The organism is Mucilaginibacter phenanthrenivorans (genome assembly GCF_024721155.1).
Classification (GTDB): Bacteria; Bacteroidota; Bacteroidia; order Sphingobacteriales; family Sphingobacteriaceae; genus Mucilaginibacter; species Mucilaginibacter phenanthrenivorans.
In genome coordinates this window covers 697,913-713,634 of sequence record NZ_JAHVAP010000003.1, presented here as the reverse complement: position 1 = coordinate 713,634, position 15,722 = coordinate 697,913, and the positions used below count along the sequence as shown (strand labels likewise).

At 46.7% G+C, this 15,722-nt stretch carries 15 protein-coding genes; 10 read left to right on the top strand and 5 right to left on the bottom strand.

Annotated elements, in window-relative coordinates:
• The first annotated feature begins 77 nt into the window (after window positions 1-77).
• The 5 genes from tal to pgl all read left to right on the top strand — a co-directional run bounded on the left by tal (window position 78) and on the right by pgl (window position 5,613).
• Window positions 78-1,172 carry a transaldolase gene (tal, locus tag KXD93_RS09585; RefSeq protein ID WP_258136845.1) on the top strand — a complete coding sequence of 365 codons (1,095 nt, stop codon included), beginning with the start codon at window positions 78-80 and terminating at the stop codon, window positions 1,170-1,172.
• A 5-nt stretch (window positions 1,173-1,177) separates the two neighbouring features.
• Window positions 1,178-1,804 (top strand): HAD family hydrolase, encoded by a 627-nt coding sequence (locus KXD93_RS09580; RefSeq protein WP_258136844.1) that lies wholly within the window; start codon window positions 1,178-1,180, stop codon window positions 1,802-1,804.
• A gap of 1 nt (window position 1,805) precedes the next feature.
• The gene (gnd, locus tag KXD93_RS09575; protein WP_258136840.1) at window positions 1,806-3,236 is read left to right on the top strand and encodes an NADP-dependent phosphogluconate dehydrogenase; all 1,431 of its coding nucleotides are present in this window, start codon (window positions 1,806-1,808) and stop codon (window positions 3,234-3,236) included.
• Between the two features lie 36 nt (window positions 3,237-3,272).
• The gene (zwf, locus tag KXD93_RS09570) at window positions 3,273-4,790 is read left to right on the top strand and encodes a glucose-6-phosphate dehydrogenase (RefSeq protein WP_258136839.1); all 1,518 of its coding nucleotides are present in this window, start codon (window positions 3,273-3,275) and stop codon (window positions 4,788-4,790) included.
• Window positions 4,791-4,887: 97 nt separating this feature from the next.
• Window positions 4,888-5,613, top strand: a complete 726-nt coding sequence (pgl, locus tag KXD93_RS09565; RefSeq protein WP_258136838.1) for a 6-phosphogluconolactonase — start codon at window positions 4,888-4,890, stop codon at window positions 5,611-5,613.
• Between the two features lie 101 nt (window positions 5,614-5,714).
• On the opposite strand, the gene KXD93_RS09560 is transcribed toward pgl, so the two are convergent.
• From KXD93_RS09560 to KXD93_RS09550, 3 genes are all read right to left on the bottom strand, one after another.
• Window positions 5,715-6,323, bottom strand: coding sequence for a superoxide dismutase (locus KXD93_RS09560; RefSeq protein ID WP_258136837.1), 609 nt, complete (start codon window positions 6,321-6,323; stop codon window positions 5,715-5,717).
• A gap of 207 nt (window positions 6,324-6,530) precedes the next feature.
• Window positions 6,531-7,004: a nucleoside deaminase gene (locus tag KXD93_RS09555; protein WP_258136835.1), complete on the bottom strand. Its 474-nt coding sequence runs from the start codon at window positions 7,002-7,004 to the stop codon at window positions 6,531-6,533.
• Window positions 7,004-7,339, bottom strand: coding sequence for a tRNA-binding protein (locus KXD93_RS09550; protein ID WP_258136833.1), 336 nt, complete (start codon window positions 7,337-7,339; stop codon window positions 7,004-7,006). Before KXD93_RS09550 ends, KXD93_RS09555 begins: the two co-directional genes overlap by 1 nt.
• Before the next feature lie 249 nt (window positions 7,340-7,588).
• On the opposite strand from KXD93_RS09550, the gene KXD93_RS09545 reads away from it, so the two are divergent.
• Complete coding sequence (locus KXD93_RS09545) at window positions 7,589-9,853, top strand: transglycosylase domain-containing protein (protein ID WP_258136831.1); 2,265 nt, start codon at window positions 7,589-7,591, stop codon at window positions 9,851-9,853.
• Between the two features lie 198 nt (window positions 9,854-10,051).
• Here the strand turns inward: KXD93_RS09545 and KXD93_RS09540 are convergent, their stop codons facing one another.
• Together KXD93_RS09540 and KXD93_RS09535 are read right to left on the bottom strand one after the other, a co-directional pair.
• Window positions 10,052-11,572: a Gfo/Idh/MocA family protein gene (locus KXD93_RS09540; RefSeq protein ID WP_258136830.1), complete on the bottom strand. Its 1,521-nt coding sequence runs from the start codon at window positions 11,570-11,572 to the stop codon at window positions 10,052-10,054.
• 7 nt (window positions 11,573-11,579) lie between these two features.
• The gene (locus KXD93_RS09535) at window positions 11,580-12,263 is read right to left on the bottom strand and encodes a 3-keto-disaccharide hydrolase (protein WP_258136829.1); all 684 of its coding nucleotides are present in this window, start codon (window positions 12,261-12,263) and stop codon (window positions 11,580-11,582) included.
• 201 nt (window positions 12,264-12,464) lie between these two features.
• Here KXD93_RS09535 and KXD93_RS09530 point away from each other — a divergent pair, with 201 nt between their 5' ends.
• The 4 genes from KXD93_RS09530 (at window position 12,465) to KXD93_RS09515 (ending at window position 15,660) form a co-directional block, all read left to right on the top strand.
• Complete coding sequence (locus KXD93_RS09530) at window positions 12,465-12,929, top strand: DUF4920 domain-containing protein (protein WP_258136828.1); 465 nt, start codon at window positions 12,465-12,467, stop codon at window positions 12,927-12,929.
• 107 nt (window positions 12,930-13,036) lie between these two features.
• The gene (locus KXD93_RS09525; protein WP_258136827.1) at window positions 13,037-14,053 is read left to right on the top strand and encodes a YXWGXW repeat-containing protein; all 1,017 of its coding nucleotides are present in this window, start codon (window positions 13,037-13,039) and stop codon (window positions 14,051-14,053) included.
• A 123-nt stretch (window positions 14,054-14,176) separates the two neighbouring features.
• Window positions 14,177-14,446 (top strand): hypothetical protein, encoded by a 270-nt coding sequence (locus KXD93_RS09520; RefSeq protein ID WP_258136826.1) that lies wholly within the window; start codon window positions 14,177-14,179, stop codon window positions 14,444-14,446.
• 140 nt (window positions 14,447-14,586) lie between these two features.
• Complete coding sequence (locus KXD93_RS09515) at window positions 14,587-15,660, top strand: YXWGXW repeat-containing protein (protein ID WP_258136825.1); 1,074 nt, start codon at window positions 14,587-14,589, stop codon at window positions 15,658-15,660.
• The last annotated feature ends 62 nt before the right edge of the window (window positions 15,661-15,722 follow it).

The window sequence follows — 15,722 nt, the reverse complement described above, 5'->3', positions numbered from 1 at the left end:
CTGATCACAAAAACAAAAAACGTTACATCTTTCGGACTTCCGGTCTTTCCGGGCTTTCGGACAAAATAAAAACAATCATGGAAACTAATAAAGTAAAACAAATACACAGCTTCGGCCAAAGCATCTGGCTTGATTTTATTGACCGCGCAATTATTTCATCAGGGAAATTAAAAAGCCTGGTTGATGTTGATGGCGTTAGGGGCGTAACTTCAAATCCTGCTATTTTTGAGAAAGCCATTACCAGCAGCTCGGATTATGATAACGATATCCGCTCATTAAATGATGGTAAAAAAACCAACGAGGAAATATTCTTTGGGTTAGCAATTTCAGATATCCAGAATGCTACCAAGCTTTTTGAAGGTGTTTATAACGAATCAAACCACGAAGATGGCTACGTAAGTTTAGAAGTTTCCCCGTTTTTAGCGCTTGATGCCGAAGGTACAGCCAAACAAGCGGAAGAACTTTGGAAAAAAGTTGACCGCAAAAATGTGATGATAAAAATTCCGGGAACTAAACCGGGTTTACAAGCGATAAGAGAATCAATTGGCAAGGGGATAAACATAAACGTTACCCTGCTATTTGGTTTGCCACGTTATGAAGAAGTAACTGAAGCTTACATTTCAGGTTTGGAAGATCATTTAGCTGCCGGTCATAAAATTGCTCACATCTCATCAGTAGCCAGCTTCTTTTTAAGCCGTATTGATGTTTTGGTTGATCCGTTACTTGACGAAAAAGGGTTAGGCGATCTGAAGGGCGAAGTTGCTATCGCGTCAGCAAAAAAAGCTTATGAAATTTACAAAAGAGTGTTCAGCGGCCCGCGTTGGGAAAAACTGGCTGCAGAAGGCGCGCAACCACAGCGTTTACTTTGGGCAAGTACCAGCAGCAAAAACCCAGCATTTAAGGATACCAAATACGTTGAAGCACTTATAGGCCCTGCAACAGTTGATACCGTTCCGTTAGAAACTATCGAAGCGTTCCGCGATCATGGTATTGCTGAAAATACTTTGGAGACTGGCTTAGCTGAAGCAACTGAGATTTTAGAAAAGCTAAAAACTGCAGGCATTGATATCGATAAGCTTACCCAGCAGTTGGAAGACGAAGGCATTGAAAAATTCAACAAGCCTTTTGAAAAACTGTTGCAAGCCATTGAAGATCAAAAAAGTAAAGTTTAATTACAGTGGAGACATTATCCGTAAAGTTCCTGTTTTTTGATATTGGGGGCGTTTTGCTCACCAATGGCTGGGGGCACCAATCGCGTGAGGAAGCGGCCAAAAAGTTCGGCCTTGACTACAGCGAGGTAAAGGAACTTCATACGTTCATTTTTAATGTATACGAAGCATCCGGTGTTGACCTTGATGATTACATTGATACGGTAGTTTTTAATCACCCCCGGGATTTTACCCGCGAGGATTTTAAAAATTTCATGTTCGAGCAGTCAAAGGAATTGCCTGGCACCCTTGCCTGGTTAAAGGAATGGAAAAAGGATTGCGGGTTCAAAATAATGGCCATTAACAACGAGGGCAAGGAATTGAACGATTACCGCATCAAAAAGTTCAAGCTGCATGATGTGTTCGATGCCTTTGTATCATCCTGCGAAGTGGGCATCCGCAAACCCGATCCTGCCATATTCAAACTGGCTATGGGCATTGCTATGGCTCAACCATCGGAATGCGTTTATTTCGATGACCGCAAGATGTTTGCCCTTGCTGCCAAAAAGCTTGGCATGCGGGCATACCAGCACACCAGCTTTGAAGACACCAAAGAGATCTTAGAAAATTTAAAAAAAGAAAATCAACCCCAATAAAATGAGTGCAACTACCGAAAAATATGCCTTTGGCATGATAGGCCTTGGTACCATGGGCCGCAGCCTGCTGCTAAACATGGCCGACCACGGTTATGCCGTTGCAGGGCACGACAAAGATGCCACCAAAGTAGCATCGTTAAACGAAGAAGGAAAGGATCACCATGTTAAAGGTTTTGGTGATGTTAAGGAATTTATACAAAGCTTAACTACACCGCGTGCTATCATGATGCTGGTTCCGGCCGGTAAAATTGTTGATGCGGTTATTGAAGAGCTAACCCCGTTGCTTGATAAAGGCGATATCCTGATTGATGGCGGAAACTCGCATTTTACCGATACCAACCGCCGTGTTGAGGAGCTGGAGGCTAAAGGCCTGCATTTCTTCGGTATGGGTGTGTCAGGTGGTGAAGAAGGCGCGCGCCGCGGCCCAAGCATGATGCCGGGTGGCGATAAGGACGCCTACAATGTAATGAAGCCGATATTTGAGGCCATTGCAGCCCATGTTGATGGCGCACCTTGTGTTACCTACATTGGTCCGGGTGCATCAGGTCACTTTGTGAAGATGGTGCATAACGGCATTGAGTATGGTATTATGCAGCTGATTGCTGAAACCTACGAGATCCTTAAAACAGGATTAAAACTGGATAACGCCGCCATAGGAGAAGTATTCACCAAGTGGAATGAAGGCAGGCTGAAATCTTTCCTGCTGGACATCACCAAAGACATCTTTCAATATAAAGCCCCCGGAACAGATCATTTATTATTAGATGATATCAAGGACGAGGCTAAGGCAAAGGGTACGGGTAAATGGACATCACAGGTTGCTATGGATCTGCAGGCTCCAATCCCTACAGTAGATACTGCCGTAGCGATGCGCGATCTGTCGAAATACAAACAGTTAAGGATCGAGGCAAGCGAGATTTACAGTAAGGACGCGATCTCATTAAATGTAAATAAAGATGAGTTCCTGGTTGCATTGGAGCAGGCCTTCTATTTTAATATGATCATCAGCTACGCACAAGGTATGCACTTGTTGTCCCTTGCATCTGCCGAATATAAATACGACCTGCATTTAGGCGATATTGCGAAGATCTGGCGCGGCGGCTGTATCATCCGCTCTGAGTTTTTGAATGACATTTTCAACGCCTATCAAAAAGATGCCAAACTGGCTCACCTATTACTGGATAGCAGTGTTGCTGAATTGATAAAAGCTGCGGTACCGGGTGCAAGAACAGTGCTTTCGGCAACAGTTGCTGCTGGCGTTGCTACACCGGCCTACGCATCGTCATTAAGCTATTTTGATGCCTTCCGCAGCAAACGGATGCCATCGAACCTAACACAGGCACAGCGCGATTACTTTGGCGCGCACACTTATGAGCTGATCGGCAAGGAAGGCGTGTTCCACACACAATGGGTACCTAAAAGCGAAGACTAATTATCATAATTTATTTAGCTGATAATATTAAATAAAATGAGCACAAGCACACATTCAGACCCAACCATATTTGTAATTTTTGGCGGTACCGGCGATTTAACTTCGCGCAAGATCGGGCCGGCGCTTTATAACTTATTTTTAGACGGATGGCTGCCAAAGCAATTCTCAATCATTGGGACGGGTCGTACCAAATTTACCGACGAACAGTTCAGGACTAACCTGCACAACGATATCAACCAGTTTTCGCGCAGCGGCAAAGCTGATGATAAAAAATGGGCGGAATTTGAACAAAGCGTTCATTACCAGGTGTCGGATATCAACGATTTTGAAACCTATAAGGAATTTGGCAAGCGCGTTGAAAAGCATAGTGCCGAATGGAAGGTAAAAGCGAACGTGATTTATTACCTCGCGGTGTCGCCTAACTTCTTCCCGATCATCGCTTCAAATATTTCGAAGGCTAAACTGGCAGATGATAAAAACAGGGTAAGAATAGTAATTGAAAAGCCATTTGGGCACGACCTGGAAACAGCCCTGGAATTGAACAAATTGCTTTCGAGCATATTTGATGAGTGCCAGATCTACCGGATTGACCACTACCTGGGTAAGGAAACCGTTCAGAACATTATGGCGTTCCGTTTTGCCAACAGCATTATGGAGCCGTTATGGAACCGTAATTATATAGAACATGTACAGATCTCGGTTACCGAGCAACTGGGTGTTGAAGAACGCGGCGATTATTATGACGGATCAGGCGCTATGCGCGATATGATCCAGAATCACCTGCTGCAATTACTTTGCCACGTAGCCATGGAGCCGCCTGTTAGCTTTAGCGCCGACGAAGTGCGTGACCGTAAGGTTGACGTGCTAAAGGCGATGCGCCGGTTTGGTCCGGAGGACGTACGTAATTCGGCTGTAAGAGGTCAGTATGGCAGCGGATGGATGAAGGGCAAGGAAGTACCGGCTTACCGCGATGAGCCTAAGGTTAATCCGGACTCGAACACTGAAACGTTTGCCGCCATCAAATTTTTTGTCGACAACTGGCGCTGGCAAGGTGTTCCGTTTTACCTGCGTACAGGTAAAAGACTGCACCAATCGTCGTCGGTTATTACCATCCAGTTTAAGGATGTACCACATTTGATTTTTCCTACAGAGGCCGCCGAAAGCTGGCAGCAAAACAGGCTGATCATCAGTATTCAGCCTGAAATGAGCATTCGTTTGCAGGTGCAGGCAAAACGGCCTGGCATTGATATGGTACTAAACGTGGTTGATATGGTATTTGATTATAAAGGCACATACACCAACCAGGCTCCTGAAGCTTACGAAACGCTGATACTGGATACCATGCTTGGCGACCAAACGCTGTTTATGCGCAGCGACCAGGTTGAAGCCGCATGGGAATTGGTAATGCCGATATTAAGCACTTGGCAAAACAAAAAGAGTTTGAATTTCCCTAACTATTCCGCCGATTCATGGGGACCGGAATCTGCTGAGGCGCTAATTGCCCGCGACGGATTTAACTGGTTTACTTTACCGGTACAAGGGGCGAAGAAGTAGTTTTAGAGAGACCAGAGATTAGTGGTCAGAGACTAGTTGAACCTATCACGGCTTTTTTAACTAATCTCTGGTCTCTAGCCTCTAATTAACTAACACCATGAGTTTGAATATCTATAACACAGAAAACGAAGTATTAACGGCACTGGCTGAATATTTTGTAATAATAGGCAGCGAGGCCATTACAAAAAACGGCAAGTTCTCGGTAGCGCTTTCAGGTGGAAGTTCGCCTAAGAAGCTGTACGAATTGCTTGCTGATTCCTTTCACGATCAACTGGATTGGGAAAAGGTTTATTTCTTTTTTGGTGATGAGCGCAACGTGCCGCAAACCGATAAGGACAGCAACTACCTAATGGCCAGGAACGCACTGTTTGCACCATTGATGATTGACCCTTCGCAAATTTTTGCAGTTGACACCAGCCTTGAGCCGAAGGAAGCCGCAAAAAAATACCAGGAAACAATAGAAGAGTTTTTTGACGAGGACGAGCAAAGCTTTGACCTGATTTTGCTGGGTCTTGGCGATAACTCCCATACCGCATCCTTGTTCCCGCATACACCTGTTTTGCACGACCGGGTTCCCGGTGTCAGCGAAGTGTTTTTGCAGGATCAACAGGTTTTCCGGATCACCCTGAACGCACCGTTAATTAATGAGGCACAAAATATTGCGTTTTTAGTTTATGGCGAGGGAAAGGCTATAGCAGTGCATCATGTACTAGAGGATGATGAGGACATTGAAGAATACCCGGCCCAGTTAATTGAGCCCATTGTTGGCCAGATCCAATGGTTTTTGGATGAGCCGGCAGCTTCCCTGTTGACGGATAAATAAGCCATCGGCAATAGACAAATAAAAAAGCGGCAGTATCTTTTGGATGCTGCCGCTTTTTTTATCCCCCTCCTGGTCCAGGACCTCTTGAAGGGATTGAATACTTATACAGCCTTCGTGTACAACTCAGCAACGTGGTTCCAATTGATCACGTTCCAGATAGCTGCCAAATAATCAGGGCGACGGTTTTGGTATTTCAGGTAATAAGCATGTTCCCAAACGTCGATACCTAAAATTGGCGTGCCTTTTACTTCGGCAATGTCCATCAAAGGGTTATCCTGGTTAGGGGTTGAGGTTACGGCTAATTTTTTATCAGCAGTAACAATAAGCCATGCCCAGCCTGAGCCGAAACGGGTTGCGCCGGCTTCCTGTACTTTTGTTTTGAAATCGGCAAATGAACCGAATGTGCTGTTTATTGCAGTTGCTAAAGCGCCTGTTGGCTCGCCGCCGCCGCTTGGCGAAAGCAGGGTCCAGAACAGGCTGTGGTTATAATGGCCACCACCATTGTTGCGTACTGCAGGCGGAAATTTAGAAATGTTTTTGATGATGTCGTCAATGTTGCCATCTGCTTCAGGTTTGCCTTCCAACGCTTTGTTCAGGTTGGTAACATATGCCTGGTGATGCTTGCCATGGTGAATTTCCATGGTCAGCTTATCAATGTGTGGTTCAAGGGCATCGGTAGCGTAAGATAACGCCGGTAGTGTAAAAGCCATAGTATGTTAGTTTAAAGTTTAACGAATGATAGAACTTAACAAATATAAAGTGTTGTGTGCGATAATTGTTCTAATAAATGTCATTTGTTTCGGATAGTTCATGGTTCATAGATCATGATAGAAAATAGTTGGCAGTTGCCGGTTTGCGGTTGGCAGTTAAAGAATGACCCAATAAGAAACTGCAAACTGCCTGCTGCTCACTGCAAACTACTTCCCCCTTTTCTTTTTAAAAAATCCCCGCACAAGTTCGGAGCATTCATTTTCAAGGATGCCGCCGGTTATCAGTGTTTTGGGATGGGTGATCTTTTGGTTTAGCCTGCCGAAGCCCAGCTTTACATCGTATGCGCCAAAAACAATTTTGCTGATTTGGAACCAATAGCTTGCCCCGGCGCACATTACACAAGGCTCCATAGTTACATATAGGGTGCAGTCGCGCAGGTATTTGCCACCCATGGAGTTGGCTGCTGCAGTTAAGGCCTGCATTTCGGCATGGGCCGAAACATCGTTTAACCGCTCGGTAAGGTTATGCCCCTTGCCGATGATCCGCCCATTCCACACCACTACAGCGCCAATGGGGATCTCGTCGGCAGCAAGTGCTGCTTTTGCCTCTTTGAGCGCCTCGTTCATAAAAAACTCGTCGGGCGATATGGCTGGCTCATCGCCAAAAGTAATATACCTCATTATATCAGTTTACTGCCGTTTGGTACGGGTTTGTCAATTGCTGCCAAAACTATGTCGCCGTTTTCATCGGCAAAGCCGGTAACCAAAAACTCCGACATAAAGTTCGCGATCTGTTTTTTAGGGAAATTTATAACCCCCATCACCTGCCGGCCCGGTAATTCTTCCTTTGTATAGTGCTTAGTGATTTGTGCGCTTGACCATTTGATCCCGAACGGTCCAAAATCCACCTTGATCTTATAGGCGGGTTTTCGCGCTTCGGGGAAATCGGCTACCTCCAGGATGGTCCCGGCATGCAGTGCTACTTTTTCGAAATCGTGCCAGCTGATGGTTTCCATAGTACAAAGTTAAAAAGCTGCGGCAAATGCTTCGTCCGAAAACAATTTTTATTTTAAATGAGATCAACACTTTAATCCGTCATGTTGATCCGCCACCTTAGTTTTAAAATATAAGCACCCTATAAACCTTAAAATCCACACCATTGAAATCACTTTTTATCCAAACCTTACCCGCATTTGGAAACATTTTGCCGTTAGCGGCGTTTGTATCGCATAATAATTAGTTTAGTTTTGGATAAATATTTTTAGATGCAGCGCCCCACAATCCCCAGGATACATATCAACCCCAAATATCTCCGTATTGCGGCAATCGTTCTGGCTTCGATTGTTGTGTTGCTGCTGATTGGCGGCTACATTGCGTATTCCAAACGCGAGGCGCTGCTGCAAAAGGCTATTGCCAGTGCAAAGCAAAAGGCTCGCAGTGCATATAATTTGGACCTTAAAATAGGTTCGGCAAATTTCACGGGGTTAAACACGGTGGCGTTTACCAATATTACGATTGTGCCGGATCATCGCGATAGCTTATTAAGCATCAAGCAATTCCAGGTAAGCGTTAAACTATTTCCGTTGATATATGGCGAGGTTAAGCTTGCTGATGTTGTGCTGCAGCAGGGACATTTGAACTTAACTGATGTAAATCATGTAAGGAATTTCGACTTTTTATTTAAGCACAAAACTGATACCACAGTAAAATCCAAAGTCGACTTGTCGGAGCTATCCAACAACCTGATTAAGGAGGTACTGTACAAGATACCGGATAACCTGGTACTGAATAACTTCCTGGTATCCTATAAAAAAGACAGCAGCAGCTTTACCGCACTGGCAAAATCGGCGCTGATAAAGGATGGCAAGCTTACATCAACCATCAATATTAACAACGGCCTTGCCTTATGGCATTTTGACGGCCGGATGCACCCATCGAACAAGGATATTGATGTAAAGCTTTACGCCGAGGGTAAAAAGGTAGAAGTTCCGTTTATCGACAAGCGTTTTCACCTGAAGATAAATTTTGATACGCTGAGCACCCGCTTAACAAAGGTTGAGCATAGCGATGGCGAAACCAGGATCTATGGTTATTGGGGGGTGAGTAACCTGGTCGTTAATCAGCCGGGTTTATCAAGCAGCGATATCGTGGTGCCGAGCGCCGGTATTGACGCTAACCTGTTTGTGGGCAGCAATTATTTGTCGTTAGACAGTTCATCTACTATCCACCTAAAAAGAATAACGGCTCATCCTTTTATAAAATATACGCTTAACCCGGTAAAAATTTACGAGCTAAAGCTAAATAGCGGCTGGCTTAATGCGCAGGATATTTTTGATTCGTTCCCATCGGGCATGTTCCAATCGTTAGAGGGGATGCAGGTTGCCGGCAAGCTGAACTATAAGCTCAACTTCTTTTTAAATACAAAACAACCGGATGACCTGCAATTTGATTCGCGGCTTGATAAAGATGGATTTAGGATAACTGGTTTTGGAAAAGAAAACCTGAATAAATTAAACTCCGTGTTTGTTTATACGCCCTATGAACAAGGGAAGCCGATGGGGCCACATATAATAGGCCCTGACAACGCGTACTACACGCCACTGGAACAAATCGCACCCGATTTGCGCAACGCGGTGATGACAGCTGAGGATCCTACATTTTATACCAATAATGGTTTTGTTGAGGCAGCGTTCAGGAGTTCGCTGGCTACCGATTTTAAACGGCATAAGTTTTCAAGGGGCGGCAGTACCATCTCCATGCAGTTGGTTAAAAACGCATACCTAAGCCGCGAGAAAACGCTTTCGCGTAAAATTGAAGAGATCCTTACCGTATGGATGATTGTTAATAGCCACCTCATGACCAAAAACCGCATGCTGGAGGTTTACCTAAATATTATTGAATGGGGCCGCAACGTGTATGGGATAGGCGAGGCGTCGCGCTATTATTTTGGCAAAAGCCCGTCAGAGCTTACTATTGGCGAGAGTATCTTCCTGGCCAGTATTGTTCCAAATCCCAAAGCAGGGCTGTATCATTTCCTGCCCGATGGCACGCTAAGGCCGGGACTTGTAAGATATTTCAACTCACTTGGAAACATGATGGCGGGCCATGGCCGCGCACAGCGCGACAGCAGCGATTATGGATTTTATTCGGTAAGATTAAAAGAAAGCCTGCGCCAGGATATAGCACCGGTTAATGAATCGGTGGCAGACAGCCTGATGAACCAAACCAGTGATGACGCAGCACCTGTAACGCCCGTTCAGCAAGAGGTAAAGGAAGTGAAAAAACCATCGTTCTTTCAGCGGTTGTTCGGCAAAAAGGATACTACCGCGAAAAAGGAGGAAGTAAAGCCACTGGATGCAAAGGCGAAGTTAAAGGCAGATATTGAGCGGTTAAAAACCGAGGAGAAAAACAAGGAGCTTTTGATTGATACCGCCGGAAAGACAAAAAAAGAGATTCGCCAGGAAAAGCGAAAGCTGCGAAGTGATGAAAAGGACGCCGAAAAGGCGTTAAAGGATGCGGTGAAGGAATAAGCGATTCACGTTGGCGATATTTTCATCTTTTCGTCCCCGCAGGTTCTCCTGAAAGGGAACCTGCGCCGTGTGCTAAGTCTGAAATAGAAATTATTCGCCGTTTACGTTTTGTTGCACACCATCCGCAGGGTCCTCTGCGAGAGACCCGGTGGGGACATTACTTTTTTCTTCCCTTTGTTATTTGGGTCGGAAATGCCCTTACAAAACCAAATCGCCCCAACCTTGCCTATAGGTTCGTTTGATATAGGCGTTGGCAGGCTCAAAATTGGTGATCTTCATGTTTTCACCGTCCCATTTTAAGGCAGTATAGCGCCCGCTGAATTTATAGCCTTCCATATTGCCATAAACCGGGTCGTTGCGCTTAATTTTCTCCTTGAGATTGAAGGTGCGTAACAGCAGGTTTCCCATCAATACGGTTTCAGTTAATGGGCCTGCGTAGCCCACAAAGGGCGAATCAACCTCCATTTTTCCATAGCCTGCAATGCTGGCATCAACCCATTGCCACCAGTGACCGTCCATCCCGCCCGGAACACGCGCATATTTTTCGGGTACATGCACATCTTTATTTAATGACAGCGGCAGCAATCTTGGGTGACTACCGCCCCAGCCACAGCTTACCTTTCCCTTTGTGCCGATGAACAATGTGCATCCCTCAAAATCATTCTCGCCCGGGAAATCGCCCAGGGCTTCGTTTTGATTTAGATCGGGATCAAGCTCGGCAAGGCGTTCGGGGGTAATGCCGCCATCCATCCAATACAGGTCGAGCGGCTTGCCGTTCTGTTGCGTAAACTTAAATTTTATAGAGCTGGATACAGGGCCGCTTTCGGGATAGATGCCCTCCACAAAGATCCCGCTGTATACCGTGCTCGCGCTCCCCGACACTTCGGTAGGGTAGCCAAGCCCCAGTAGTTTAAATGGCGGCCCCATTATATGGCAACCCATATCGCCGAGTGCGCCGGTGCCAAATTCCCACCAGCCGCGCCAGTTAAAGGGCACCAGGTTATCAATATAATTGGTTTGCTTAGCTGTACCTAGCCAAAGGTCCCAATTCAGTTCCTTAGGCACTTGCGGGCCAGTATTCGGCCATTGAATGCCTTGCGGCCACACAGGTCTGTCGGTCCAGCAGTATACCTTTTCAATATCGCCGATAAGGCCTGCTTCAAACCATTCGCGCAGGGTGCGCATCCCGTCGCAGCTGGCGCCCTGGTCGCCCATTTGGGTTACCACCTGGTACTTTTTGCTGGCTTCGGTTAATATACGGGCCTCGTGAATGTCGTGGGTTAGGGGTTTCTGCAGGTATAAATGCTTTTTCAATTGCATGGCGCTTAAGCCAACCAATGCATGGTTATGATCAGGAATGGCAACGGTTACAGCATCAAAGTTCTTATGCTCCTTGTCGAACATCTCGCGCCAGTCTTTATAAAATGGTGCTTTCGGAAATTCCTTGCGTCGCGGTGCCGCCATGCGGTCGTCAACATCGCACAAAAAAGCAACTTCGGCATTCTTCTTAGGCGCAGTGGCATAATGGTGAATGTCGTTTTCCGCTTCGCCACCGCAGCCAACTGCTGCAATGTAGAGCTTATCGCTTGGCGCGGTATATCCCTTGCCTAACACAAAGCGGGGCACAATGTAAAAGCCTGCGGTGGCAATGGCTGCCTTTTTTATAAAATTCGCGCGGCTGATGCTATTACTGGCTGGCGTATCCTTATTATTTTCCATGGTGCCACTATTTATGCAACGGTTTAACGGATACCTCCTTAAAGAAAACCACGTCATCAGGTCCGTGATTTTGCAAGCCGATATAGCCTTCGTTGGGGCGTAAGCCACGGTATGGCTCAAAATCGAATTTGCGTTTTGGGGTCGGTTGTCCCTCGGTATAATCAGTAACCTTTACGCCGTTAACGGTAACAATGGTGCGCGGGCCATCAAGGGTGATCTCCATCGTGTTCCATTGCGGACCGGGTTTGCCTGGCTTGGCCAGTGGTTTGGTTAATGAATACAAGGTTCCGGTTACGTGATAATCGTCCTCCTGAGATGTTTCCGGATGATTATCTATCTGCACTTCGTAGCCATAAAATACAGGCATCCACTCTTCGCGCGGTTCCAGCGGGATTCGGATAAACACGCCCGAATTACTATTGAATTTCTCCATTTTGTACACCAAACGGATGGTACAATTGCTGAATTTCTCCTTCGTCCAGTAAAGCAGGCCCATACCGCCATGGCTGCCTGTTGTGCCATCCTTTACGTAGCGGCTGCCTTTACCCACCTGTTTCCAGCCGTTCAGGTCCTTGCCATTGAATAGTTGCCGCCAGCCATCCTTTGTTTGGGCATTTGCACTGGTTAAAAACAGGAGCAGGGCCAGGCCCGCAAACAGGCCTTTGGCAAACAGGGTTTTGTTAGCTGTCATATCCGGAAGAATAAAATGGTTTATAATTGGTTAAACTAATGTAAGTGTTTTTTTGATATAACAAGAACTCTAATTGAATCAGCACCTACCTCTTTTTCCCATGAACCATCAACTATGAACTTCTCCCAACTATGAACTCTTCTTCCCAAACCACCCCAGCTTTTTATTGTTATACAGGTACATCCCTTAAATTTTAATGCCATGAAAACATTTGCAATAACCGCCTGCCTGTTATTTTCCTTATCAGCATTTGCCCAAAAACAAACACCTTTGCCGCACGGAATGATCTACGGTACAAAACCCGATACCAGCGCCATGCTTGACGCGACAAAACTGGAAACGTTTATGGGTAAAATGACGCGCATTTCAACCACCATTAAGGGCCGCGTAATAAACGTTACCAAGCCAAAGGGTGGCTGGTTCACCATTGATGCAGGAAATGGTAAAGTAATAGCAGCGCATTTTAAGAACTATGGAACCACCATTCCCGCAGCGCTAAGGGGGCGTTATATTATTGCCCAGGGCGTGGCCGCAAAACAATTTATAGCCGATGATCTGCAACACTTTGCGGGCGACACGGTAAACGGGAAGAAACAACACACCACTAAAACAAACGCCAAACATGTTCTCAGTTTCGAGGTAGCCGGTTTGATGGTAGAACGGTAGGCAGTTCGTCGCCTGTTTCGCCACATTAAATTTCCATTAGAATTGGTTTAGCGGTTAAACAATCCATAATACCAATTGTCTGACCTGTTAAATAAACAAAACAGGTTATGAAAAAATTTGCAAAAATATTTATCTTATTAGGTGTGATGTCTTTTGCGTTGTCAAAAGCAAGTGCACAGATCAGTATATCGGTAGGGATAGCTCCCCCGGCTCTGCCGGTTTATGTACAACCCGCATGCCCCACTGACGGGTACTTATGGCAGCCCGGGTATTGGGCATATGACGATAACGACGGGTACTATTGGGTGCCAGGTGTATGGGTTGCACCACCCCGTCCGGGTCTTTTATGGACACCTGCATACTGGGGTTATGAAGGTGGTGTATACGGTTTTCATTCCGGATACTGGGGGCCTCACATAGGTTTTTATGGGGGCATTAACTATGGCTATGGTTATGGTGGCGTAGGTTTTGCAGGCGGCGGATGGTCCGGCGATCACTTCAGGTACAATACCGCTGTAGTGAATGTAAATACAACGGTAGTTCATAATACTTATGTCGATAAAACTGTTATCGTCAATAACACCACTGTGAATAACCATACCAGCTTTAACGGCCCCGGTGGCGTTACCGCGAAACCACGCCCTGAAGAGCAGGCCGCCATGAAGGAACAGCATGTTCAGCCAACTGCCGAGCAAATGTCACACCAGCAAACGGCATCAAAGGACAGGAATCAGTTTGCGAAGGTTAATAATGGCCGGCCGGCAGCAACGGCTATGAACAGGGTAAATGGCCGTCCGTTCAACCAACAGGGGCGCCAGGCTACCAACACATCATTTGGCCATAGGAATAACGGTGCTAACGGAAATCCAGCTGCTGCCAATGGAAGCCGTCCGCAAAGCAATTCGAACCCGACAAGCGCAGACAAGCCTGAAAACAAGCAAAACGTTGAAAAGCCCGTAAGTAACGAAAATCCCGCAGCCGAAAAACCGGCGGCAAATCAACCACAACAAAGGCAGGCACCGCAGCGTCCACAACAACGTATGCAACAGCATGTGCAACAACAGCAACACCGGGCACCTGTACGTGCTCCCAAAGCGGCACCACATGAAGAGAAGCATCGTTAATATTATTATTTAGCCACTGATAAACCCCACCGATATACTCGATGGGGTTTATTTTTACATGCAAAATCCACTTCAAAACATTTTTCCCTGCCGCTTGTCTTAAGTTTATCAATCATAGCTGTCATGAAAAAGTTTGTATTCCTGTTTGCTGTCCTGGTTATAATAGGTAGTTCTGGTCGGGCTGCCGGTGCCGTGGCATTAACCAACAGCAAGGTGACGGTTCAACAGCAGGTTCAGCATCAAACACATAAAGTAAAGCGCCGAATTCGACACAGGCGCCATGTTTCGGCACGCCGTAGCAAACGGATGCGGATGCAGCTCAGGCAGGCTGATAAACATCTTAAGGATAATAAAAAGGCCGAAGCTGCACAACGTAAGCTTAAAAAGGAGTAACATCGCTCAGAATGAGCCTGATACATAACAAATATAAACCACGGGTACGAAAACATTATCAGCTGCTGATTGTCGTATAAAGGCGACGCAAATCAGCGCGATCGCTAAATAATTTATCAGGAAACAATACCCCCTCATTTATGAAAAAGATCATCAAAATATTTATTCTTTTATGTATAGTTGGTTTTGCATTACCACAGGCACATGCGCAAGTTAGTGTTGGTATATCCGTTGGGATTGCCCCACCTCCGTTACCTGTTTATGTACAGCCTGAATGCCCGGTTGACGGCTACATCTGGCAGCCAGGTTACTGGGCATATGACGATGCAGACGGTTACTATTGGGTACCCGGCGCATGGGTAGCTCCGCCGAATCCAGGTTATTACTGGACCCCGGCCTACTGGGGTTTTTCTGCCGGTGTATATGGTTTTCACTCCGGATACTGGGGCCCGCACATTGGGTTTTATGGGGGGATAAACTACGGCTATGGCTATAGTGGTCATGGTTATTACGGTGGCCGCTGGGATGGCGATCATTTCCGTTACAATACCGCGGTAGTACGTGTAAACAGAACCGTAATACATAATACCTACGTTGACCGCAGAGTTATAGTAAGAAATAATAACCGCACAAGCTTTAACGGCGGCAGGGGCGGAGTAACTGCCAGGCCGAGGCCACAGGAACGGGTAGCTATGAGAGAGCGCCATGTAGATGCTACGCCGGCTCAACGGTCGCACCAGGAGGCTGCTCATAAAGACAGGAGCTCGTTTGCCAAAGTAAATCACGGAAGGCCGGCTGTTGCTGCAGATCGCGGCAGGCCGACAGGCAACCGGAACAATCCGCAAGCCGACAGGAAGGCACCGGGCAACAAACCGGGAGGTAACAGGCCCGAGCGCCAGCAACACGCTGCGCAAAGAAGCCCGGCTCAGCCATCACGCACACCACAGCGTGAAGCCCGGCCTGCACAGCAGCGTGCACCACAACAACGCGCTCAACAGCCACAACGTGCACCACAGCAGCGTGCACCACAGCAGCGTGCACCACAACAACGCGCTCCACAGCCGCAACGTGCACCACAACAGCAACGTGCTCCACAGCCGCAACGTGCGCCGCAACAACGCGCTCCGCAGCCGCAGCGAGCCCCGCAACAACGAGCGCCACAACAGCGTAGTGCGCCCCGTCCGGCAGGTGGTGGTCATGAGCACCACAGGTAATAGAAAATATGATGCAATAAAAAACCCCGGCTGTTCAAGCAGCCGGGGTTTTCTTTTATATG

What these genes read in the sequence shown, in the direction of transcription:
- KXD93_RS09560 (WP_258136837.1), bottom strand. Translation starts at nt 6,323, where the DNA reads ATGGCTTTTACACTACCGGCGTTATCTTACGCTACCGATGCCCTTGAA.
- KXD93_RS09540 (WP_258136830.1), bottom strand. Translation starts at nt 11,572, where the DNA reads ATGGAAAATAATAAGGATACGCCAGCCAGTAATAGCATCAGCCGCGCG.
- tal (WP_258136845.1), top strand. Translation starts at nt 78, where the DNA reads ATGGAAACTAATAAAGTAAAACAAATACACAGCTTCGGCCAAAGCATC.
- KXD93_RS09535 (WP_258136829.1), bottom strand. Translation starts at nt 12,263, where the DNA reads ATGACAGCTAACAAAACCCTGTTTGCCAAAGGCCTGTTTGCGGGCCTG.
- KXD93_RS09545 (WP_258136831.1), top strand. Translation starts at nt 7,589, where the DNA reads ATGCAGCGCCCCACAATCCCCAGGATACATATCAACCCCAAATATCTC.
- gnd (WP_258136840.1), top strand. Translation starts at nt 1,806, where the DNA reads ATGAGTGCAACTACCGAAAAATATGCCTTTGGCATGATAGGCCTTGGT.
- pgl (WP_258136838.1), top strand. Translation starts at nt 4,888, where the DNA reads ATGAGTTTGAATATCTATAACACAGAAAACGAAGTATTAACGGCACTG.
- KXD93_RS09515 (WP_258136825.1), top strand. Translation starts at nt 14,587, where the DNA reads ATGAAAAAGATCATCAAAATATTTATTCTTTTATGTATAGTTGGTTTT.
- KXD93_RS09525 (WP_258136827.1), top strand. Translation starts at nt 13,037, where the DNA reads ATGAAAAAATTTGCAAAAATATTTATCTTATTAGGTGTGATGTCTTTT.
- zwf (WP_258136839.1), top strand. Translation starts at nt 3,273, where the DNA reads ATGAGCACAAGCACACATTCAGACCCAACCATATTTGTAATTTTTGGC.
- KXD93_RS09550 (WP_258136833.1), bottom strand. Translation starts at nt 7,339, where the DNA reads ATGGAAACCATCAGCTGGCACGATTTCGAAAAAGTAGCACTGCATGCC.
- KXD93_RS09530 (WP_258136828.1), top strand. Translation starts at nt 12,465, where the DNA reads ATGAAAACATTTGCAATAACCGCCTGCCTGTTATTTTCCTTATCAGCA.
- KXD93_RS09555 (WP_258136835.1), bottom strand. Translation starts at nt 7,004, where the DNA reads ATGAGGTATATTACTTTTGGCGATGAGCCAGCCATATCGCCCGACGAG.
- KXD93_RS09520 (WP_258136826.1), top strand. Translation starts at nt 14,177, where the DNA reads ATGAAAAAGTTTGTATTCCTGTTTGCTGTCCTGGTTATAATAGGTAGT.